The following is a 21,724-nucleotide window of genomic DNA, read 5'->3' on the forward strand; positions in this document are numbered from 1 at the left end:
AACCGGTATAAACGGGACGCCGGACCGTAACAAATCGCCGCCCGGCGGACCGAGACGACGTGCCAGCGACCGTCAGGCTTCGAGTTCGCGAGCGCGATCGATCGCCTCCTCGATGCGATCGACCGCAATCACGCGTATGTCGCCGAGCGCCTGTCGCGGCGCGTTCGCCTTCGGAATGATCGCCGTGGTGAAGCCGAGCTTCGCCGCTTCGCGAAGCCGCTCCTGGCCGCGCGGCGCCGGGCGGATTTCGCCCGCCAGCCCGACTTCGCCGAACACCACCAGCTCGCGGGGCAGCGCGCGATTGCGCAGCGACGACACGATTGCCAGCAACACCGCGAGATCGGCGGCGGGCTCGGCGATTTTCACCCCGCCGACGGCATTGACGAACACGTCCTGGTCGAAGCACACGACGCCCGCGTGCCGGTGCAGCACGGCAAGGAGCATCGCGAGTCGGTTCTGTTCGAGCCCGACCGACAGCCGGCGCGGGTTCGGGCTGTGCGCACCGTCGACGAGCGCCTGGATCTCGACGAGCAGCGGACGCGTGCCTTCCTGCGTGACCAGCACGCAGCTGCCCGAGACCTGCTGGCTATGCTGCGACAGGAAAAGTGCCGACGGATTGCTGACGCCGCGCAGCCCGCGCTCGGTCATCGCGAACACGCCCAGCTCATTGACCGCGCCGAAGCGGTTCTTGAACGCCCGCACGAGGCGGAAGCTCGAATGGGTGTCGCCTTCGAAGTACAGCACGGTGTCCACCATATGCTCGAGCACGCGCGGACCGGCGAGCGTGCCGTCCTTCGTCACGTGCCCGACCATGATCATGCAGGTGCCGCTCTGCTTCGCGTGGCGGGTCAGCTGCGCGGCGCATTCGCGTACCTGCGCGACCGAGCCGGGCGCCGACTGCAGCACTTCGGAATACACCGTCTGGATCGAGTCGATCACGACGATGCGCGGGCGTTCGTCGCGGAGCATCGCCAGGATCCGTTCCAGGTTGATCTCGGCGAGCAGTTGCAGCCCGGCCGGATCGAGCTGCAGGCGCTGCGCCCGCAGCGCCACCTGTTCGCCCGATTCCTCGCCGCTGACGTAGATCGCCTTGTGCCGCGCAGCCAGCACCGACAGCGCCTGCAGCAGCAGCGTCGATTTGCCGATGCCCGGGTCGCCGCCGATCAGCACGACGCCGCCCGCGACCAGCCCGCCGCCCAGCACCCGGTCGAACTCGTCGATTCCGGTGGGCGTACGCGGCTCTTCGCGGGGCTCGAGATCGGCCAGCGTTTGCAGCTGGGCAGTGCTGCCGGCCAACGCGGCAAAACGACTGCCCCCGCCCGCTTCGGCCACCGCTTCGACGAGCGTGTTCCACGCCTTGCACTGCGGGCACTGCCCCTGCCAGCGCGGCGCCTGCGCGCCGCATTCGGTGCAGCTGAAGACTGTCTTCGCTTTCGCCATCATTCCCGTCCGGTCAAGGCTGCGGCCATCGCGGAAAGCTCCGTGACGGCGTGCTCCGCAAACGTCGTGATGAGACTCGAGCGGAACTTGTCTTTCGGGATGATCACTTCGAGCGGCGTGTACTGCTTCGGTTCGAGCGGCACCGCAACCAGGCGCCCTTCCCCGATATCGCGCTGGATCGCGGCGAACGACGCGATCGCGAAGCCGACGCCTTCGCCGGCCAGATATTTGACGGTCGCGAGGCTGCCGAGCTCGGCGCAGACATTGACTTCGTCGATGCCGATCCCGGCCGCGGCGAAGAACTGCTCGGCCAGTTCGCGGATCGCGTTGCCGGGATCGCGCGTAATGAACGCTTGGTCGAGCAGATCGTGCGCGGTGAGCCGCGACTTCGACGCGAGCGCGTGGCCCGGGCGGCAGATCACGAACAATTCGTCGCGCGCCGCGGTAAAGCGTTCGATCGCCGGCTGCTCCGACACGATCTCGATCAGCCCCAGATCGAGTTCGCGCGCCGCGACCCGGTCCTCGGTGAGCTGCGAATTGCCCACCACCACCCGTGGAATGACGCGCGGATATTTATTCTTGAAGCGCTCGAGCAGCTTCGGCAGCCAGTACGCGGCAATCGTCGTGCTGGTGCCAATGCTCAGCGCCCCGCCCAGTTCGTCGGTCAGCTCGGACACGCGCGACTCGAGTTCCTCCGACAGGTCGAGGATCCGATCGGCATAGGCAAGCACGACTTCGCCGGCCCTCGTCAGAGTGACCTTGCCGTGCCCGCGCTCGAGCAGCCGCGTGTTGAAGTGTTCCTCGAGTTGCTTGATCTGGAACGTGACCGCCGGCTGGGTCATGAAAAGATGCTCGGCTGCGCGGGTAAAGGAACCGTGCTTGGCCACCGCGCTGAACACCTGCAGCCTGCGATCTGCCATCCCCGCTTCTCCATAAATCATGTTTATACCGGGTATTAAACCACATGCCGCCGCGGCGGTGGCCACTGGCCGGGCACGGGCCGGTCCAGGAACGGCCGGGGCCTTGTTTCGAATCAAAACAATTCAGCCCTGTCGTGATATAAACCGCCCTTTACTCACGTGACGGCGCTTCCCTCCGATGCCGCTCGGCTTCTACATCATCATGGCAGCGCAGTTTTTTTCCGCGCTGGCCGACAATGCCTTGCTGATCGTTGCAATCGCGCTTCTCCGTGAAATGGCGGCCCCGGAACAATTCGAGCCGCTGCTGAAACTGTTCTTCACGGTTTCCTATGTCGCCCTCGCCGCGTTCGTCGGCGCGGTTGCCGATTCGATGCCGAAGTGGCGCGTCATGCTGATCAGCAACACGATCAAGATCGGCGGGTGCATGATGCTGTTCCTGGGTGCGCATCCGCTGCTCGCGTACGCGGTGATCGGTCTCGGCGCAGCGGCCTACTCGCCGGCGAAGTACGGCATCCTTACCGAATATCTCCCGCACCGGCTGCTGGTCGTCGCCAATGGCTGGATCGAAGGCCTCACCGTCGGTGCGATCATCCTCGGCACCGTTCTCGGCGGCCTCCTCATCCGCCCCGATGCATCAGCGTGGCTTGCGCGCCTGGAGCTGCCGCTGGTCGAGGGCACCTTCAGTGCCCCGATCGCGGTGATCGGCCTGTTCTACGTGATCGGCGGAATCTTCAATTTCTACATTCCCGACACCGGCGTCGACCACAAGCCGCTCAAGAACAATCCGCTCTACCTGATCCATGATTTCAACCATTGCCTGAAGCTCCTGTGGCGCGACAAGCTTGGCCAGATCTCGCTCGCCGTCACGACGCTGTTCTGGGGAGCCGGGGCGACGCTTCAATTCATCGTGATCAAGTGGGCCGAACACAATCTGGGATTCAATCTCTCGCAGGCGTCGATGCTGCAGGGCGTGGTCGCGATCGGCGTCGCCCTCGGAGCGGTGATGGCGGCGAGGATGATCAGCCTGCGCCGGTCCGTCCAGGTGATTCCGCTCGGCATCGCGATGGGACTGGTGGTGATGGCGATGGTCACCGTCACCCACGCGACGCTCGCGATGCTACTGATGGTGCTCGTCGGCGCGCTGGCCGGATTTTTCGTCGTGCCGATGAATGCGCTGCTGCAGCACCGCGGCCATATCCTGATGGGCGCCGGGCACTCGATCGCAGTGCAGAACTTCAACGAGAACCTGTCGATCCTGGTAATGACCGGCCTTTACGCGCTGCTGATCATGTCGGGCCTGTCGATCCACATCGTCATCGTGATGTTTGGACTGTTCGTCGCGGGAATGATGCTGGTGGTCAAGTGCCACCACGAACGGAACCAGCGCGAGTTCGATTCGGTCGCGCTGCTCGACGAACACAAGCACTGAGCGCAAGACCGCACCGGCTGGCTTTCGTCACGTCGGCGGCGTTTTTTCCATCAGTTCCCGGGCAAAACACAGGTCTTCCCAGACTTTCGCCTTGTCGCGCTGATTGCGCAACAGGTAGGCCGGGTGGTAGGTGACGATCACCGGCGTTCCGCGACAGCTGAAAACCTGTCCGCGTGCGGCGCCGATCGCCACATCGACACCGAGCAGCGCGCGCGCGGCCGGACGGCCCAGCGCAACCAGCAGGCGCGGCCGCACCAGTGCGATCTGCCGGGCGAGATAGGGTTGGCACGCCTCGATCTCGTCGTTTCCCGGCGTGCGGTTGTGCGGTGGTCGGCACTTGACCGCATTCGCGATATATACCTCTTCGCCCCGCTTCAATCCGATCGCCGCCAGCATCGCATCGAGGAGCTTGCCGGCAACGCCGACGAATGGTTCGCCGCGCTGGTCTTCTTCCGCCCCCGGCCCTTCGCCGACGAACATCCAGGACGCGTGCCGATCGCCGACCCCCGGCACGGCCTGGCGACGCCGCTCGCATAGCCGGCATGCCGTGCACGCACGAATCTCCGCTTCGAGTGCGTCCCAGTCGAGAGTTTCGATATGCCCGGCGCGCTCGTCGGGGGAGTCGACCGCAGCGGCGAGCGCAACGGACGCCGGCTGCGGCGCAGGGACCGGCTGCGGCCGAGGCGAAGCCCGCCGTTCTCGTGCCGGGACGCCGCCGGCTTCGCTCGCGGACGGGAGTGCAGCAGCCGGTTCTTCCGGCACTGCCTCCGGCGCGTCGGCCTGCAGCGCCTGCAGCGCCTGCGATGTTGCACGCAGCCGCCACAGCGGAGTGAGGCCCATTTCGCGCAGAATCGCTTCCCAACGCCGGCTCATAATTCGAGCCGCATCACGATCGCGTCCTCGCGACCGCCTTCGCGCAGCGCGTAGTAGCCCTTGCGCCGCCCGATCGGCTGGAGGCCGTGCGAGCGGTACAGCGCCACAGCCGCCGAATTCGAGGGGCGCACTTCGAGAAAGAACTGCGACGCACCGCATCGCCGTGCTTCGGCAAAAAGATGGCGCAGGAGGGCCGTGCCGAGCCCCGCGCCCTGGAACTCGCGCGCCACGCTGATGTTCAGCAGATGCGCTTCGTCCAGCACCATCAACATGACGGCATAGGCAACAGGGGATCCGCCGACGCGCATCACCCAGGCGCTGTGCCCGGCGGCCAGCGAGTCTGCGAAGTTCCCCCGGGACCACGGGAAAGCATGAAGGGCGCCTTCGTTATCGACGACCCAGTCGAGGTCGCCAGCAGTCATCGGGGAAAAATCGGGTGCTGCGGCGTTCAAGCGCGCCCTCCCCGGGCGAGACGTTCCGCCGTCGTCAGCGCGACCTTGTCGCGCACATACAGCGGAACGGCGTATTCGGGCGCCAACAGCCGCCCTTCGCGGACCTCGCCCGCCGCCAGACGGGCAACATCCGCAGCCCGGGGAACGGCTGTCGAATCGCGGCCCGCCAAGCGCGCGAGGACGGACGGCGCAATGCTCGCTTCGTGCACGCGCAGCGCCGAACCGACGCCGAACCACCGTTCGCCCGCAGGCAAAGTGAGTTGCTGCGGCGGTGAGCAGGCGGGACCCTGCACTTCGATCGCCCGCTCGCCGTCAATGCGATAGGCGGCCGAATACACTTCGCCCATGCGGGCATCGGTTGCGGCGAAAACCGTGCTCCCTTCGCCCTGCAACGCCAACGCCGCGAGGCTGCATATCGGCACCACTCCGATCCCGGCGCCCATCCCGAGACCCTGCGCGACCCCGCACGCGAGCCTCACCCCGGTGAACGCACCGGGGCCCGCGCCGAACGCGATCGCATCGAGGGTGGCGATCGGTAAGCCGGCGTCCCCGAGCAGCCTCCGAAGCGTCGGCAGCAGGTGCTCCGAATGATTGGCATGCCCTTCAAGGCGACGGTCGACGACGACACCGTCGACCAGCAGGGCGACGCTCGCGTGCTCACACGAGGTCTCGATGGCGAGGATTTTCATAGGCCGGCATTTTACCGGCAGCGGCGCCTGACCAGTGAAATGTGCGTGGAACCGAAACGGGGTGCCGAGCAGCCGCTGCCGCGCGGCTGCGGAAGGAACGGCACCGGAAAAAGTCCGGCGGGCAGCGGTCCTCGGTGTCTAGCGGGCAGCGGCCCTGCGGCTCTCATAGACGCCACGCATGGCCTCGCGCAATTCGCGGTTCAAGGCCTCGCGCTCGTCCTGGGACAGCGACGGCCGTTCGCGCACCGCGACCGGGAGGTCCGCGCCGCTGATCAAGGCGCGCCTGAGTTCGGCGCGCCGCAGGTCCTGCGGGCTTTGCAGCGTCGCCAGCGGCTCCTCCGCGAGAACGCCGGGCACCGCCTGCGCAAAGACCGGACTCCACGCGGCGAACGCGACAAGCAGGGCCAAGGCCAGGACCGGCAGCGCTTGTCCGCGCCCCCACGCGTGCAGGTGAACCGAAGCACCGGCCCGACAGGACGTCGGAGGACCTGATGTCAATCTCGAATGTGTCATGATGATGATCTCCAGCCTCTTCACGGGGGCGACTTTCGCATACCCGAAAAATACTAGGAATTACCCGTGCCGTGGGAGCTGCCCGTGCGCGTTTCGGACGATGCTGTAACGGGGTGTTGCCTATTCCACACCACCTTACGAAGCGTTACTCGGGTACCCGGCATGGGCTGCCGAAGCGCTAGCATGCCAAATGTTCAAAGGATAGGATGCGACTTATGAACGCTAAAATCCGATATAGAGTGTTACTTGTCGACGACGACGCGCGGCTGCGCGATTTGTTGTCGAGATACCTGCAGGAGCAGGGTTTTACGGTCAAGGCGGTGGTCGACGCGCCGTCGATGGATCGGGCACTGCATCGCGAGCATTTCGACCTGATGGTCCTCGACCTGATGCTTCCCGGCGAAGACGGTTTGGCGATCTGCCGGCGCCTGCGAGCCGACGAAAACGCCATGCCGATCATCATGCTCACGGCAAAGGGCGATGATGTCGATCGGATCATCGGGCTCGAAATGGGCGCCGACGACTACCTCGCCAAGCCTTTCAATCCGCGCGAGCTGGTGGCACGCATCCACGCAGTCATGCGCCGGCAGCCTCCGAGCCTGCCCGGTGCGCCGACGAGCGAGGATGAAATCGTCAGCTTCGGGCGTGTGCGCGTCAATCTGGGCGTGCGCTCGCTGACGCGCGACGACGACGAGATCGCACTCACGACGGGCGAATTCTCGCTGCTGAAGGTACTCCTCCAGCATCCGCGGCAACCCCTGTCGCGCGACAAGCTGATGGAACTCGCACGCGGGCGGGAATACGGCGTTTTCGATCGAGCGATCGACGTGCAGGTGAGCCGGCTGCGCAAGCTCGTCGAGGACGATCCGGCGAAACCCCGTTACATCCAGACGGTCTGGGGTTTCGGCTATGTATTCGTTCCCGATGATACAAAAGCTGCAAGCGAGAGCTGACCACCCGCCGCGCCCGGCCGGGTGGACCGGCATTCGTGAGACCATCAGCGAGGCGGTGAACGATCTTCCGCCGCGCACACTGCTGTGGCAGACCTTTCTGCTCATTGCCCTCCTGCTGACGCTCGCGCTGGTGGCCTGGTCGCAGATTTTTCGTCATTTCGAGGACCCGGTGCGCGCACGCGATCTGGCCCAGATGGCGACGAGCGTCGTGAACCTGACGCGCACCGCCCTGATCAATGCGGACGTCGAACGCCGCACCGAGCTGCTCATCGACCTGGCCGCGCTCGAGGGGATCCGGATTTACCCGGCCGAACCTTCCGACGAACTCCTTCCGCTGCCGGACAATCGCGCGATGCGTCTGCTGACCGAAGAGATTCGCCGTCAGCTTGGCGCTCACACGCGGTTTGCGTCGCGCTGGAAAACGCTCGACGGTTTCTGGATCAGCTTCAGGCTCCACCCGGAAGACCCGGAAGATTTCTGGGTCATGCTGCCGTCCGAGCGCCTGCAGCAGACCGAGGCGATCGAGTGGCTGACGTGGGGAGGCGGCGCGCTCCTCGTCGCGCTGCTGGGCGCCTATCTGATCGTTTCCCGGATCAGCGTGCCGCTGCGCAACCTCGCCCGCTCGGCGCGCGTGGTCGGCAGTGGTCGCACGCCGCCGCATCTGCCCGAGACCGGCCCGCAGGAAATCGCAGCGGTGGCGAAAGCGTTCAACCAGATGGCAGGGGATCTCGCCCGCACCGACGCCGATCGCGCGCTGATTCTTGCCGGCGTCTCCCACGATCTGCGTACGCCGCTCGCGCGCTTGCGCCTTGGCGTGGAAATGTCGGGGGCGCCGGAAACCGAGGTCGCCGCGATGGTAAGCGACGTCGAGGAGATGGACCGGATCATCGGCCAGTTCCTCGATTTCGGGCGCGGCGAACCGCAGGAGCCGATGGAGGCGCTCAACCTGCCGGGCCTCGTGCGAGACCTCGTGGAACCTTACCGGCTGCGCGGCATCGATATACGCGCGGACCTGCCCGAGAAGCTGGTCCTGCCGGCCCGAAGCCTGTCCCTGCGGCGGGCGCTCGCCAACCTCATCGACAACGCGATCCGCTACGCGGGCGAGAACCATCCCATAGACATCAAAGTGAACAGAAGCGAGGAAGAGGCGACGATCGAAGTCGCGGACCGCGGGCCGGGCATTCCGGAGAGCGAAATCGAGAGGATGCGCCACCCCTTCACGCGCCTCGAGAACGCGCGCTCGAACACCAAGGGCGCCGGCCTCGGGCTCGCGATCGTCGAACGCATCATCCGCTCGCACAACGGGCGACTCGACCTGGGGCGCCGCTTGGGAGGCGGGCTGCTCGCGGTTGTGCGTCTTCCGCTCGAAAAGCGCCGTCTCGGCACGAGAATTCGCGGGCCGGAACAGGATGACAGCCCGGCGTGAATCCGGCTCGGCATGCGGTGGACGACATCGGTACCGGCTGTCGCCGCGGCATTATCGGCCTGTTCGCCGAGCAGCGTCGATTCGACGAGGATTCCGCCACCTCAAAGCTCAGCCGGGCACAACGGACAAGTCGCTATAATCCTGTCGCATGAAAATTCTCTTCGATCTGCTGCCGGTCATCCTCTTCTTCGTTGCCTACAAGATCGCCGGCGCAAACCAGGCTTTCGCGCACGAGCTCGCGTCGCGCTGGCTCGGCGACGGCATTGCCGTCACGCAGGCGCCGATCCTGCTGGCGACCGCGGTTGCGATCCTGGCCACGGTGGCCCAGATCGCCTGGGTCTGGATGCGGCATCGCAAGGTCGACACGATGCTGTGGATCAGCCTGGGCATCATCGTCGTGTTCGGCGGCGCGACGCTGTTTTTCCACAACCCGACGTTCATCAAGTGGAAGCCGACCGCTCTGTACTGGCTGTTCGGCGGGACCCTGACGGTATCGGCGGTGATATTCCGCCGCAACCTGATCCGGAAGATGCTCGAAGCTCAGGTGCGGTTGCCGGAGCCCGTCTGGGGCCGCCTCAACTTCGCCTGGGCCGGGTTTTTCATCCTCATGGGTTTTCTCAACCTGTACGTTGCCTACAACTTTTCCGAAGAGACCTGGGTCAATTTCAAACTTTTCGGTGGCATGGGCCTGATGCTGCTGTTCGTACTTGGCCAGGGTTTCTATCTGTCCCGACATATCCAGGAGGAAACCACCTGATGCTTTACGTACTCCTCGGCGAAGATGCGCCGGGTTCGCTGGAAGCGCGCACGAGCGCGCGTCCGGCCCATCTCGCTCGGCTCGAAGGATTGCGCGATGAAGGACGCCTGCTGATCGCAGGCCCGATGCCGGCGATAGACTCTCCCGATCCCGGCCCCGCGGGTTTCTTCGGCAGCCTCGTCGTCGCCGAGTTCGCGACGCAGGGGGACGCCGAGCGCTGGCTGGCCGACGATCCCTATGTGAAACAGGGCGTGTTCGCGCGGATCACCGTGAAACCCTTCAAGAAGGTGCTGCCTTGACCACGATTGACGAAATCCGCGAACGCCTCGCAGTGCTCGATCCGGTATCGATCGAGATCGACGATGACAGTGCGTTGCACGCCGGCCACGCGGGAGCGCGAAGTGGCGGCGGCCATTATCGTCTGACCATCGTCGCCGAATGTTTCCAGGGCAAGAACACCGTCGCCCGTCACCGCCTTGTCTATGACGCGCTCGGCGATCTGATGCGCACGCGCGTGCACGCGCTCGCCGTCCGCGCCCTGACGGCCGATGAAGCATGAATTCAACCCACCCGGAAGGAACCTTGATGAAACGTTTTCCCAGCCGCCTCGCCCTCGGTCTCACGGCCGCCCTGTTGGTCCACGCAGCGGGCGCGGCTACCCCGGTCGCAACCGTAAACGGCGCCCCGATTCCGTCGTCCCGCATGGACGTCATGATCAATGAGCAGCGCGCGCAAGGCGCCCCCGATGGCGCCGAACTGCGCGAGGCCGCTCGCGAACAGCTCGTCCGCCTCGAAGTGCTTGCGCAGGAAGCGGCCAAGAAAGGCATCGACAAGAAGCCGGAAATCCAGGCCCAGATGGACCTCGCCCGCCAGGGGGTGCTGATCCGCGCCTACATGCAGGACTTCATCAAGACCAATCCCGCGACCGATGCCGACCTGCGGAAGGAATACGAAAGCATCAAGGGCCAGATGGGTTCGAAGGAATACAAGCCGCGCCACATCCTCGTCGAAACCGAAGAGGAAGCAAAAGCGATCATCGGCAAGCTGCGCGCCGGCGAGAAGTTCGAGGAGCTCGCCACCGCGTCGAAAGATCCCGGCTCGAAGGACAAGGGCGGCGAACTGGGCTGGAGCAACCCCGGAATGTTCGTCAAGCCGTTCTCGGAAGCGATGGTCAAACTCGAGAAGGGACAGTACAGCGCGACGCCGGTCAAGAGCGACTTCGGTTATCACGTGATCCAGCTCGATGACGTCCGCGACCTGAAAGCGCCCCCGTTCGAAGAGGTCAAGCCGCAGCTCGAACAGCGCCTGCAGCAGAAGAAAATCGAGAAGCACGTCGCCGACCTGAGAGCCAAGGCGAAAGTCGAGTAACGACGACCCGTGTGACACGAGAAGGGCCGGTTTCTGCACAGGCAGACCGGCCCTTTCGTTTCAAGGCGGCGCAGCACAGCGGCCGCCATCAAGTCACCTTCAGAATTGCGCCTCGTCGAGAGCCAGCGCGCCCACCGCCCCGTTCACCACCGCGTACGCCAGCGCCGGAGCGAGCGACAGGACGTGATCGGCGTAGAAACGCGCCGTCACGATCTTCGTCGGGTAGAACACGTCGTCGGACCCGGCGGTGATGCGGGCCTGCGACGCCAGCGCCGCGCGCGCCATTTGCCATCCGCCGCCGACGATGCCGAGCAGCTTCAGGAACGGCACCGAGCCGACCGACGCCGCCTTGATGTCGTTGTTGTAAGTCGCGAGGATGTAGTCCACCGCCGCTTCGAGCGCCGCGATGCCGGCGTCGAGCGATTTGCGGATCGCCGCAAACCCTTCGCCCTGCTGCTCGGCCAGTTGCGTCTGGACGCCCCGCATCTCGGCGATCAGCGCTCTGACCGTGACGCCATCCTCACGGGCGATCTTCCGCCCGATCAGGTCGTTCGCCTGGATGGCCGTCGTGCCTTCGTAGATCGTCGTGATCCGCGCATCGCGCAGATGCTGCGCCGCTCCGGCCTCTTCGATGAAGCCCATGCCGCCGTGCACCTGCACGCCCGTCGACGCGATGTCGATGGAATTCTCGGTGCACCATCCCTTGACGACCGGAATCATCAGGTCGACGAAAGCCTGCTTCTGTGCCCGCACTGCGGCGTCGGGATGCCGATGCGCGAGATCGGTCGCCGCGCCGACGACGTAGGCAAGCGCCCGCATTGCTTCGGTCTGCGATTTCATCGACATCAGCATGCGGCGCACGTCGGGGTGACGGATGATCGACACCTTCGGTCCGCCACGCACTCCGGCTTCGGTGCCCTGCACACGATCCTTCGCGTAGGCCAGGGCATGCTGGTAGGCGCGCTCGGACAATGCCAGGCCTTCCATGCCGACTGCAAAGCGCGCCTCGTTCATCATGATGAACATGTATTCGAGGCCGCGGTTCGCCTCGCCGACGAGCGTGCCGATGGCCCCGCCGTTGTCGCCGAACGCGAGCACGCAGGTCGGGCTCGCGTGGATGCCGAGCTTGTGCTCGATCGAGACGCACTGCACGTCGTTGCGCGTGCCGGGCGTGCCGTCGGCATTGAGCAGGAACTTCGGCACGACGAAGAGCGAAATCCCCTTCACGCCTTCGGGAGCATCGGGAAGGCGTGCAAGCACCAGGTGAACGATGTTGTCGGTCAGGTCGTGCTCACCATAGGTGATGAAGATCTTCTGCCCGAACAGGCGGTAGGTGCCGTCGCCCTGGGGTTCGGCGCGCGTGCGCACCGCCGCCAGATCGGAACCCGCCTGCGGCTCGGTGAGGTTCATCGTGCCGGTCCATTCGCCGCTGATCATCTTCGGCAGGTAAGCGGCCTTCTGCTCGTCGCTGCCGCGCAGCGCGATCGCCTCGATCGCACCGTTGGTCAGCATCGGGCACAGCGAAAACGCCATGTTCGCCGCCTTCCACATTTCCATGACCGCAGTCGAGAGCAGCTTCGGCAACCCCTGCCCACCGTATTCCGGGTCGCCTGCCACCGCAGTCCACCCGGCCTCGGAGAACTGGCGATAGGCCTCCCGCCAGCCGGGCGCCGTCGTCACCTTGCCCTGCGCCCACTTCGCACCCTCCTCGTCCCCGACCCGGTTCAGGGGCGCCAGAACGCCGCTGGCGAACTTGTTCGCTTCGTCGAGGATCGCATCGACCAGGTCGCTCGACACCTCTTCGCAGCCGGGAAGCTCGGCGACTTCCTGCAGTCCGGCCAGTTCGTGCATGACGAACTGCATGTCGCGAACGGGTGCAGTGTATTGGCTCATTTTTCTAACCTCTCCAGTAGTACTTTGTTGTAATTGCGGCTCTTGCTGCCGCATCGGTTTTACTTGTTGATCAGGTAGCGGCGGTCATCGAACGCCACCACCCAGTCGGGCCGGTACACCACCATCAACGTGATCGCCGCCCCGCTCATCCATGCCTCCGCGAAACCGAGCAACAGGAGGTAAGGAAGATAATCGCTGGCCAGAAACGCAAACGAGTAAGCACTGCCCGCCACCATCGCCGCGGCGGCCAGGGCGCCCTGCAGCATCGCCGTGAGCGCGGAGCCGATGAAGGCCACGACGAAGATGAACACGAACAAATGCGCCGGCAGGCGCCGTTCCACCGTGCGCAGCCACAGTTGCGCGGCGAGCACCGGAACGACGCCCATCAGCAGGAAATTGAGCGGCCACGCTTGCCACTCGAGCGCCCCGTTCAGCGTGATCCCGGCCAGCGCCAGCCCCAGCGCGACGATCGCCAGCCGGGGACCCAGCGCGAGGGTGGCGACCATTGCGCCGAGCAAATGGAGGTTCAGGCCGGGCTTGACGCCGGCCTTCAGGCTCCACAACAGGATCAGGCTTACGACGAAGCCGAGCAGCAGGTTCAGCTGCGCCGGCGCTGCAACGTGCGTCCATCGGATCGTCGTTGCGAGGTGATGGCCCACGAACAGCGAAAGGATGAGCGAAATCCAGTGCCAGGACGCAGGGAACAGCGAGACAGGGAGGTCCAATCTCGCTGCTCCCCGTGCCGGTCCGGGTCCGGTTTCGCTCGCGCGGCGTCAGCCCACCGCGTTGGTCAGCTCGGGGACGACCTCGAACAGGTCGCCGACGAGCCCGTAGTCCGCGACCTGGAAGATCGGCGCTTCCGGATCCTTGTTGATCGCGACGATGACTTTCGAGTCCTTCATGCCCGCGAGGTGCTGGATCGCGCCCGACACGCCGACCGCGATGTAGAGCTGCGGCGCGACGATCTTGCCGGTCTGGCCGACCTGGTAGTCGTTCGGCGCGAACCCGGCATCGACCGCGGCGCGCGAAGCGCCAAGCGCGGCGCCGAGCTTGTCGGCGAGCGGCTCGAGCAGCTTGTGGTAGTTCTCGCCGCTGCCCAGCCCGCGGCCGCCGGAGACGATGATCTTCGCCGCGCCGAGTTCGGGGCGCGCGCTCTTCGTGAGCTCGCGTCCGACGAGCTTCGCCACGCCGAGGTCGGGCCCCGCGGCGAGCGCTTCGACCGCGGCAGTGCCGCCCTGGCCGGCAGCTTCGAACGCGGTCGTGCGCACGGTCAGCACTTTCACGCGATCGGCGCTCTTCACCGTCGCGAGCGCGTTGCCGGCGTAGATCGGACGCTGGAAGGTGTCGGCCGATTCGATCGCGACGACGTCGGAGATTTGCGCGACGTCGAGGAGTGCCGCGATGCGCGGGGTCACGTTCTTGCCGTACGAAGTGCCGGGCGCGACGACATGCGAGTAGTCGCCGGCAGCGGCGACGACGAGCGCCGCGACGTTCTCGGCGGTCTGCGCCTCGTAGTGCGCGGCATCGGCGACGCGCACCTTGGTCACGCCGGCGAGTTTCGCGGCTTCTGCCCCGGCCGCCGCGCAGTTCGCGCCGGCGACGAGGACATGCACTTCGCCTCCGCCCGCCTTGCCGAGTTCGTTGGCCGCAGCCACGGCGTTCAGGGTCGCGGCCTTCAGGCTCGCGTTGTCATGTTCAGCAATAACCAGAATCGCCATGGTCAGATCACCTTCGCTTCGTTCTTGAGCTTGTCGACGAGCTGCGCGACGTCGGCGACGCGCACGCCGGCGCTCCGCTTCGCCGGTTCGACGACTTTCAGCGTCGCCAGGCGCGGTGCGACATCGACGCCGAGGTCGGCGGGCTTGACCGTCTCGAGCGGCTTTTTCTTCGCTTTCATGATGTTCGGCAGCGTCGCGTAGCGCGGCTCGTTCAGCCGCAAGTCGGTCGTGACGACTGCCGGCAGCTTGATCTCGAGGGTTTCGAGGCCGCCGTCGATCTCGCGCGTGACGGTCGCAGCACCGTCGGCAATCACGAGTTTCGACGCGAAGGTGGCTTGCGGCCAGCCCATCAGCGCGGCCAGCATCTGGCCGGTCTGGTTCGAGTCGTCGTCGATCGCCTGCTTGCCGCAGATCACGGCCTGCGGGGCTTCCTTGTCGCACAGCGCCTTCAGGAGCTTCGCGACGGCGAGCGGCTGCAGCTCGACATCGGTCTCGACGAGGATGCCGCGGTCCGCGCCGATCGCCATTGCCGCGCGCAGCGTCTCTTGGCACGCAGCGACGCCGCAGCTCACTGCCACCACTTCGGTCGCAATGCCGGCTTCCTTCAGCCGCACCGCTTCCTCGATTGCAATCTCGTCGAACGGATTCATCGACATCTTCACGTTGGCGATATCCACGCCGGTGCCGTCGCTCTTGACACGCACCTTGACGTTGTAATCGACCACGCGTTTAACGGGTACCAGGATCTTCAATGCCGCGCTCCTTAATCAGTCTGGTCAATGTTTTTATGGGTTCGGGCATTATGTCACTGCCCGAAATCGAATGACACCTTGACCGCCGCCCAAAAAAATCGTTCCATACGCATCGGTATGGACGCGTACGGTAGCGTATGGTCCAGGATTCGTCAATACTATCCCGTATGGAAAACGTCGTGAACAAACCCCGGGTTCAACTCGACCGCGATGCGTGGGTCGTTGCCGCCACCGACGTGCTCGCCGACGAAGGCCTCGCCGGCCTGCGCGTCGAGGTGCTGGCCAAGCGACTGAAAGTCACGAAAGGAAGCTTCTACTGGCACTTCCAGGATCGGCGCGACCTGCTGATGGCGGTATTGCAGACGTGGCGCGACGGCCGGATCCGCGACATCGTCAAGCAGACCCGGGCGAACCCGGGGCACGAGCTGGAGCAGATCTACCACGTCATCGACGTCTACAGCACGAGCCGCAGTCGCCGCGGCGCGATGATCGAGCTTGCGGTGCGCGACTGGGCGCGACGCGATCCGGAAGCTGCCGCGATCGTCGCCGAAGTCGACGACATCCGCCTGCGCTGCGCGCGCGATCTGTTTCTCGCGTGCGGCGTGCCGATGGAAGAAGCGTCGAGCCGCTGCATGCTGCTTTATGCGTACGTATTCGGAATTTCGCTGATGATCTATGACAAGTTCGACAGCGACGTGGCGCGCGTCAAGCGCGACATCGCCGATCTCATCGCCCAGTCGGCGAACATGAAAAAAAGGCAGCCGGCCTAAAGCTTTCCGCCGAACACCGACACCGCGTTGCGCCCGGTCGCCGCGATCACCTCGTCGACCGGAATCCCCCTCAGGTCGGCGAGAATCCGGGCATAGCGCGACAAATTACACGGCTCGTTGCGCCGCCCCTGCGCCCACGCCGGAGACATGTCCGGCGCGTCCGTTTCGAGAACGAGCGCGTGCAGCGGCAGCGTCGCCGCGAGCGCGCGGATGCGCCGCGAGCCGTCGAAACTCATCGCGCCGCCGAAACCGAGCTTGAAACCCATCGCGATGAACGCGTCGGCCTGCTGCCGGCTGCCGTTGAACGCATGCGCGATGCCGCCGCGCACCCGCACGCGCCGCAACTGCTTGAGAATCGCGTCGACCGCGCGTCGCACATGCAGAATCACCGGCAGATCGAAGCGGCGTGCAAGCTTCAACTGCGCGATGTAGAACTGCTCCTGCCGATCCCTGTTGCGCTCGCCATCGGCGAGGAAATCGAGTCCGATCTCGCCCACGGCGACGGCGTCGCCATGGCTCAGGCGATCCTCGAGAATCGCCAAGTCGCCAGATCCCGCCGCGTCGACGTATAGCGGATGAATCCCGTAGGCGTGGCGGATGTCGGGATGCGCCGCGGCGAGCGCCGCGACGCGATCGAAGTTCGCGACTTCGACGCCCGGGACGACGAAACGCGCGATGCCGGCCGAGCGGGCCGACGCGAGCACGGCGTCGCGGTCGTGCTGGAATTCGTCGGCATCGAGGTGGATATGGGTATCGACGAGCATTGGCGTGTCGACAGCCACCGCTCCTGCGGTCCCGGCGCGCTCAGCGGCCGCGCCACTCGGGTTTGCGCTTGCCGACGAAGGCGTCGATGCCCTCAGCGGCGTCCTCGGTCATCATGTTGCACGCCATCGTCTCGGCCGCCATCTGGTAAGCCGCTTCCATTCCCATCTCGAGCTGGCGGTAGAACATCTGCTTGCCCATCTGCACCGCGACCGGCGACTTCGCACAGATCGACGCGGTGAGCTTCGCGACCTCGTCATCGAGCTGCTCGAGCGGCACGACGCGATTGACCAGCCCGCGGCGCTGCGCTTCGTGCGCATCGATGAAATCGCCGGTGACGAGCATCTCGAACGCCTCCTTGCGCCCCATGTTGCGCGACAAGCCCACACTCGGGGTCGCGCAGAACAGGCCGACGTTGATGCCCGACACGGCGAAGCGCGCGAGATCGGCCGCGACCGCGAGGTCGCACATCGACACGAGCTGGCACCCGGCTGCGGTCGCGATGCCGTGCACCCGGGCGATCACCGGCTGCGGCATCTCGGTCAGCTTCACCATGAAGCGGCCGCACAGGCGAAACAGCGCCTGCTGGAACTCGAGCGCAGGGTGGCCGCGCATCTCCTTGAGGTCGTGGCCGGCGCAAAACGCCTTGCCTTCCCCGGACAGGACGACGACGCGCACGCTGGCGTCTGCTGCAATGGCGTCGATCTCGGCGATCAGCGCTTCGAGCATCGCCTGCGACAGGGAATTGAACTGGCCGGGCCGGTTCAGCGCGAGATACGCCACGCCGCCTTCATCGCGGCGCAGCAGCAGGTTTTCGGCATCGGATTGCGGGACTGCGCTCATTCTCTGTTTCTCCCCGTTGGTCAATTTATTCGAAGGACTGAGTTGATTTCACCTGCTCGCGCAGCACGAACTTCTGGATCTTGCCGGTCGACGTTTTCGGCAACGGCCCGAAGATCACTTTCTTCGGCGATTTGAAGCCGGCGAGATGCTCGCGGCAGTGCGCGATCAGCTCCGCTTCGGTCACCGTCGCCCTGTCGCGCAGCTCGACGAAAGCTGCCGGCACTTCGCCCCACTTCGGATCGGGCAGCGCGACGACCGCCGCCGCCATCACCGCCGGGTGCTTGTACAGCGCGTCCTCGACTTCGATCGACGAGATGTTCTCGCCACCGGAAATGATCACGTCCTTCGAGCGGTCCTTGATCTTGACGTAGCCGTCGGCCTGCATCACGGCGAGGTCGCCGGTGTGATACCACCCGCCGCGGAACGACTCCTCGGTCGCGTCCGGGTTCTTCAGGTAACCTTTCATTACGAGGTTGCCGCGGAACATGATCTCGCCCATCGTCTGGTTGTCCCAGGGCACCGGCTCCATCGTCTGCGGATCGAGCACCGTGATGCCCTCCTGCGCGTGGTAGCGCACACCCTGGCGCCCGTTCAGCGCGACTTGCTCGGCAAGCGGGAGAGCCTTCCACTCGTCGTGCTTGGCACACACGGCCGCCGGACCGTAGGTTTCGGTGAGGCCGTACACGTGAGTCAGGTCGATGCCGATCTTCGCCATCCCTTCGATGACCGCAGCGGGCGGCGGCGCGGCGGCGACGAGGCCATACACTTTGTGATCGATGCCTTCTCGCCACGATTCGGGCGCGTTCGCGAGCAGCGAATGGACGATCGGCGCGCCGCAATAGTGCGTGACGCGATGCTCGCGGATCGCCTCGAAGATCAAGCGCGGGTCGACGCGGCGCAGACAGACGTTGGTGCCGGCGTTGGCCGCCATCGTCCACGCGAAGCACCAGCCGTTGCAGTGGAACATCGGCAGCGTCCACAGGTAAACCGAATGCGGCGGCATGCCCCAGCTGACGATGTTGCTCATCGCGTTCAGATACGCGCCGCGGTGATGATAGACGACGCCTTTCGGATTGCCGGTCGTGCCGGACGTGTAGTTCAGCGAGATCGCGTCCCATTCGTCAGCGGGCTGTTCGAAAGCGAAGTCGGGGCTGCCCGTCTCGAGCAGGGCCTCGTATTCGAGCGTGCCGACGCGCTCCCCCGGCCCGCTGTATTCCGGGTCGTCGACGTCGATGACGATCAGGTCGGGGCGGTTCGCGAGTTCGATCGCCTTCCCCACGACGCGGGCGAACTCGCGGTCCGTGATCAGCACTTTCGCTTCGGCATGGTCGAGCATGAACGCGACGGTTTCGGGTTCGAGGCGCGTGTTGATCGTGTTCAACACCGCACCCGTCGCCGGGACGCCGAAATGGCACTCGAACATTTCCGGCGTGTTGTTGAGAACGACCGCGACAGTGTCGTTCTTCCCGACGCCGAGCTGCTTCAGCGCCGATGCCAGACGACGGCTGCGCGTGTAGCTTTCCAGCCACGTGTAGCGGCGTGCACCGTGAATGACGGCGATTCGATCCGGATATACGTAGGCGCTGCGCTCGATGAACGTCAGCGGCGTGAGCGGGACGTAATTGGCGGCATTCTTGTCCAGACCAGTTTCGTAGGGTGACGATTCGCGTTCGGTCATTTCTGCTCCGCTGTCATGATTATTGCACTGAGGAGGAGGCTGGCCACTAGCGTTTGCAGCGTCCTGAAGTATTCAATCCTCGGGCCGCTTCAGGGTCAAGACTCGCCAGCCAGGTCGAAACGTCTTGCGCCAGCTGCTGCACCGCCCGGCGGAACGCGATCACGCCGCCGGCCGCATCGGGGGTCGGGGCCGGCTCGCTGACGACGAGCGTGCGATGCGACAGTTCGGCGTCGCTGCGCGGGGCGAGCAATGCAGCGCGGGCAACCACCTTCGCGTGGCTGCTTCGTCGACTATCGAACACCTGCACGAATTCGTCGAGCTCGACGCGCAGGCGGCATTCGCCGTCGCCGTTCCGGCGTCCGGTCAGCGCGCGGTCGAGCGCCACGCGCAGCATTTCGCCCGGCTCCGCAACCCAGCGCGTCTCGGAATACGCTTCCCGCTGTGCCGGCTGTTGATAATCGAGCCGGTACTGCATCGCACCGGTCGACAACCATGACGGCGCCCGCACTTCGACGCGCGCCGGTGGAATTTCCAGCGCCGGCTCGACCGGCTCGACGAGCCCGAGGTCGAAAAAAGTGAAGCGCTCGGCCGGCACGCCGAGGTTGCCGCACCCTCCCACGGCCGCCGCGAGCGCGACCGCGAGCAGTCCCGATCGTCCCGCCTTCATCGACATCCACATTGCGCAGTTTCCTGTCCGATCATTTCCGGTCCGCGTCGAACCCGTCCTCGCCAGGGCCCGGAGGGCGGCGCGAGCGGCCGCTCAACAGCATCTGCGGCGACGCCTGAACCTCTTCGATCAGGCTTCCGAGTCGGCGCGAGGTTCCGGTCAGCTCTTTCAGCAATGCATTGAGCTGGGGCAGCGTGTTGTCGATCAGCCCTTCGCCGGTCGCGGCCGTCGCCGCGTCGAGGTTCTCGGCCGTCGACTGCAGGCGCGCCATCAGCGTGCGCATTTCGGCAACCGCCGGCACGACGTCGCCGCTTGCCTGCTCGAGGTTCGCGAGCGTCGTCGCGAATTTCTGCAGATTGTCCTGGTTCAGCGCGGAGCGGATCGCCGCGAGCGTCGCGGGCGCATCGGCAAAAGTGCGGTCGATCCCGGCGGCGGCCGAATCCAGGCGCTGCAAGGTATTGCGCAACCGCCCGAGGTTGTCGTCGCTGAGAAATAGCGCGAGCTGGTCGGCGATCATCGTCACCCGCTTCATCGCATCGAGCGTGCTGTCGGTCAGCTGCTCCATCAGGCCCGGCTCGAGCACCAGCCGGGGCGGATCGCCCGTCAACGGCACCGGGTTCTCCTCGCTGTCGTCGAGCTGCACGTACGCGATCCCGGTCACGCCCTGGTAGCCCAGGCGCGCGCGCGTGCTGCGCGTGATCGGCAGGTCTTCGCGGATACTGATGTCGACGAGGATCTTCGACGGGTCTTGCGGATCGAGCCGGATATCGGTCACCTTGCCTGCCGACATGCCGCGATAGCGCACCTGCCCTTCGACGTTCAGGCCGGTGACGCTGCCGCGCGATTCGAGAATGTAATCCCGCGTCGGCTGCCGTTCATCCGAGAACCACCACAGCGCGAGGACCAGTGCAGCACCGAGCAGCAGCGCGAACAGTCCGGCGGCGAGCGCGTGAGCGCGGTTTTCCATCAGGTTTTCTCCCTGCTCCGCGCGATTGCCCGCCTGCCGAGTTCGCCGCGGAAAAAGCTCGTGACAAAAGGATGATCGAGTTCCATTGTTTCCTCCAGTGGGGCATAGCTGAGAATCCGCCGTTCCGCGAGGATCGCCACTTTCGACGACAGCGCCGCCAGCGTGTCGATATCGTGCGTCACGAGCACTACCGTCAGCCCGAGTTGGGCCTGCAGCGAGCGCACGAGTTCGACGAACGCCGCGCTGCGGTCCGGATCGAGGCCGGCCGTCGGCTCGTCGAGCAGCAGCAATTCGGGTTCCAGCGCCAGCGCCCGGGCGAGCGCGACGCGCTTCACCATGCCGCCCGACAGCTCGGCGGGCATCAATAGCGCGGTCGATGGTTCGAGCTCGACCATCGCCAGCTTCAACGCCACCAGATCGCGGATCTCCTTGGCCGTCACGACCCGCAGTTCGCGCAGCGGAAACCCGATGTTCTCGGCGACGTTCAGGGCCGAGAACAGTGCCCCATGCTGGAACAGCACACCGAAGCGCCGTCGCCGCGCCCGCTGCTCGCGAAGGCTGCCCGAGAACAGCCGCTCGCCGAACAGCGAAACCTCGCCGCGCGCCGGCTGCGTCAGCCCGATCATGTGCCGCAGCAGCGTCGTCTTGCCGCTGCCGGACCCGCCGACGAGCGCTACAACTTCGCCGCGTGCGACTGACAGGTCGATGCCGTCGTGCACGAGGTTGCTGCCGAAGCGCGTGACGATGTCGCGCAGTTCGATGACGGATGCGTCGCTCACTCGGCTACCCTCCCGTCGCTGCGCGCCCTCCTCCAGAAGGGAGGACGCCCGCCCTTCGGGCGGCCCGGCGGGGGC

General features: G+C 65.5%; 24 protein-coding genes. 8 read left to right on the forward strand and 16 right to left on the reverse strand.

Features of this window, described 5'->3' with window-relative positions; genetic code table 11:
• Window positions 1-72: 72 nt before the first annotated feature.
• Complete coding sequence (gene radA, locus PA01_14105; GenBank protein ID KON79629.1) at window positions 73-1,440, reverse strand: DNA repair protein RadA; 1,368 nt, start codon at window positions 1,438-1,440, stop codon at window positions 73-75.
• A complete protein-coding gene (locus PA01_14110; GenBank protein ID KON80358.2) occupies window positions 1,440-2,360 on the reverse strand; it encodes a LysR family transcriptional regulator in 921 nt (306 codons plus the stop codon). The genes radA and PA01_14110 overlap by 1 nt, the downstream gene beginning before the upstream one ends.
• 178 nt (window positions 2,361-2,538) lie before the next feature.
• Here PA01_14110 and lplT point away from each other — a divergent pair, with 178 nt between their 5' ends.
• Complete coding sequence (gene lplT, locus PA01_14115) at window positions 2,539-3,789, forward strand: lysophospholipid transporter LplT (protein KON79630.1); 1,251 nt, start codon at window positions 2,539-2,541, stop codon at window positions 3,787-3,789.
• Window positions 3,790-3,816: 27 nt separating this feature from the next.
• Here the strand turns inward: lplT and PA01_14120 are convergent, their stop codons facing one another.
• The 4 genes from PA01_14120 to PA01_14135 all read right to left on the reverse strand — a co-directional run bounded on the left by PA01_14120 (window position 3,817) and on the right by PA01_14135 (window position 6,211).
• Entirely contained in the window at window positions 3,817-4,662 is an 846-nt protein-coding gene (locus PA01_14120) for a uracil-DNA glycosylase (protein ID KON79631.1), read from the reverse strand.
• Window positions 4,659-5,114, reverse strand: a complete 456-nt coding sequence (rimI, locus tag PA01_14125; protein ID KON79632.2) for a ribosomal protein S18-alanine N-acetyltransferase — start codon at window positions 5,112-5,114, stop codon at window positions 4,659-4,661. The genes PA01_14120 and rimI overlap by 4 nt, the downstream gene beginning before the upstream one ends.
• Window positions 5,111-5,803, reverse strand: coding sequence for a tRNA (adenosine(37)-N6)-threonylcarbamoyltransferase complex dimerization subunit type 1 TsaB (gene tsaB / locus PA01_14130; protein ID KON79633.1), 693 nt, complete (start codon window positions 5,801-5,803; stop codon window positions 5,111-5,113). Before tsaB ends, rimI begins: the two co-directional genes overlap by 4 nt.
• Window positions 5,804-5,941: 138 nt before the next feature.
• On the reverse strand, window positions 5,942-6,211 hold the full coding sequence (locus tag PA01_14135) for a hypothetical protein (GenBank protein KON79634.1): 270 nt from the start codon (window positions 6,209-6,211) through the stop codon (window positions 5,942-5,944).
• 320 nt (window positions 6,212-6,531) lie between these two features.
• On the opposite strand from PA01_14135, the gene ompR reads away from it, so the two are divergent.
• The 6 genes from ompR (at window position 6,532) to PA01_14165 (ending at window position 10,820) form a co-directional block, all read left to right on the forward strand.
• Complete coding sequence (gene ompR / locus PA01_14140) at window positions 6,532-7,269, forward strand: two-component system response regulator OmpR (GenBank protein ID KON79635.1); 738 nt, start codon at window positions 6,532-6,534, stop codon at window positions 7,267-7,269.
• Window positions 7,226-8,695 (forward strand): ATP-binding protein, encoded by a 1,470-nt coding sequence (locus PA01_14145; GenBank protein KON80359.2) that lies wholly within the window; start codon window positions 7,226-7,228, stop codon window positions 8,693-8,695. Before ompR ends, PA01_14145 begins: the two co-directional genes overlap by 44 nt.
• 148 nt (window positions 8,696-8,843) lie before the next feature.
• Window positions 8,844-9,452, forward strand: a complete 609-nt coding sequence (locus PA01_14150; GenBank protein ID KON79636.1) for a septation protein A — start codon at window positions 8,844-8,846, stop codon at window positions 9,450-9,452.
• Window positions 9,452-9,751: a YciI family protein gene (locus PA01_14155; GenBank protein ID KON79637.1), complete on the forward strand. Its 300-nt coding sequence runs from the start codon at window positions 9,452-9,454 to the stop codon at window positions 9,749-9,751. Before PA01_14150 ends, PA01_14155 begins: the two co-directional genes overlap by 1 nt.
• Window positions 9,748-10,011 (forward strand): BolA family transcriptional regulator, encoded by a 264-nt coding sequence (locus PA01_14160; GenBank protein KON79638.1) that lies wholly within the window; start codon window positions 9,748-9,750, stop codon window positions 10,009-10,011. The genes PA01_14155 and PA01_14160 overlap by 4 nt, the downstream gene beginning before the upstream one ends.
• Window positions 10,012-10,037: 26 nt before the next feature.
• Entirely contained in the window at window positions 10,038-10,820 is a 783-nt protein-coding gene (locus PA01_14165; GenBank protein KON79639.1) for a peptidylprolyl isomerase, read from the forward strand.
• Between the two features lie 99 nt (window positions 10,821-10,919).
• Here PA01_14165 and PA01_14170 read toward each other — a convergent pair whose 3' ends face one another.
• Genes PA01_14170 through PA01_14185 form a run of 4 tightly spaced genes read right to left on the reverse strand, consistent with a single transcriptional unit; the run spans window position 10,920 to window position 15,183 of the window.
• Complete coding sequence (locus PA01_14170; GenBank protein KON79640.1) at window positions 10,920-12,713, reverse strand: acyl-CoA dehydrogenase; 1,794 nt, start codon at window positions 12,711-12,713, stop codon at window positions 10,920-10,922.
• A gap of 59 nt (window positions 12,714-12,772) precedes the next feature.
• Window positions 12,773-13,438, reverse strand: coding sequence for an energy-coupling factor ABC transporter permease (locus PA01_14175; GenBank protein ID KON80360.2), 666 nt, complete (start codon window positions 13,436-13,438; stop codon window positions 12,773-12,775).
• Between the two features lie 48 nt (window positions 13,439-13,486).
• Window positions 13,487-14,431, reverse strand: coding sequence for an FAD-binding protein (locus PA01_14180; protein ID KON79641.1), 945 nt, complete (start codon window positions 14,429-14,431; stop codon window positions 13,487-13,489).
• A gap of 2 nt (window positions 14,432-14,433) precedes the next feature.
• A complete protein-coding gene (locus tag PA01_14185) occupies window positions 14,434-15,183 on the reverse strand; it encodes an electron transfer flavoprotein subunit beta/FixA family protein (GenBank protein ID KON79642.1) in 750 nt (249 codons plus the stop codon).
• Between the two features lie 167 nt (window positions 15,184-15,350).
• Here PA01_14185 and PA01_14190 point away from each other — a divergent pair, with 167 nt between their 5' ends.
• Complete coding sequence (locus PA01_14190) at window positions 15,351-15,953, forward strand: TetR/AcrR family transcriptional regulator (protein KON79643.1); 603 nt, start codon at window positions 15,351-15,353, stop codon at window positions 15,951-15,953.
• Here the strand turns inward: PA01_14190 and PA01_14195 are convergent.
• From PA01_14195 to PA01_14220, 6 genes are read right to left on the reverse strand one after another with little or no spacing between them, the layout of a single operon-like run.
• Window positions 15,950-16,717 carry a TatD family hydrolase gene (locus tag PA01_14195; GenBank protein KON79644.1) on the reverse strand — a complete coding sequence of 256 codons (768 nt, stop codon included), beginning with the start codon at window positions 16,715-16,717 and terminating at the stop codon, window positions 15,950-15,952. The two genes, PA01_14190 and PA01_14195, sit on opposite strands and share 4 nt — an antisense overlap.
• 40 nt (window positions 16,718-16,757) lie before the next feature.
• Entirely contained in the window at window positions 16,758-17,558 is an 801-nt protein-coding gene (locus tag PA01_14200; GenBank protein ID KON79645.1) for an enoyl-CoA hydratase, read from the reverse strand.
• Between the two features lie 25 nt (window positions 17,559-17,583).
• Entirely contained in the window at window positions 17,584-19,236 is a 1,653-nt protein-coding gene (locus PA01_14205; protein ID KON79646.1) for an acyl-CoA synthetase, read from the reverse strand.
• Between the two features lie 46 nt (window positions 19,237-19,282).
• Window positions 19,283-19,915: a PqiC family protein gene (locus PA01_14210; GenBank protein ID KON80361.2), complete on the reverse strand. Its 633-nt coding sequence runs from the start codon at window positions 19,913-19,915 to the stop codon at window positions 19,283-19,285.
• A gap of 19 nt (window positions 19,916-19,934) precedes the next feature.
• Window positions 19,935-20,870 carry an MlaD family protein gene (locus PA01_14215; protein ID KON79647.1) on the reverse strand — a complete coding sequence of 312 codons (936 nt, stop codon included), beginning with the start codon at window positions 20,868-20,870 and terminating at the stop codon, window positions 19,935-19,937.
• Window positions 20,870-21,649: an ATP-binding cassette domain-containing protein gene (locus PA01_14220; GenBank protein ID KON79648.1), complete on the reverse strand. Its 780-nt coding sequence runs from the start codon at window positions 21,647-21,649 to the stop codon at window positions 20,870-20,872. The genes PA01_14215 and PA01_14220 overlap by 1 nt, the downstream gene beginning before the upstream one ends.
• Window positions 21,650-21,724: the final 75 nt, after the last annotated feature.

It is taken from the genome of Azoarcus sp. PA01 (genome assembly GCA_001274695.2).
Lineage (GTDB): Bacteria > Pseudomonadota > Gammaproteobacteria > Burkholderiales > Rhodocyclaceae > Aromatoleum.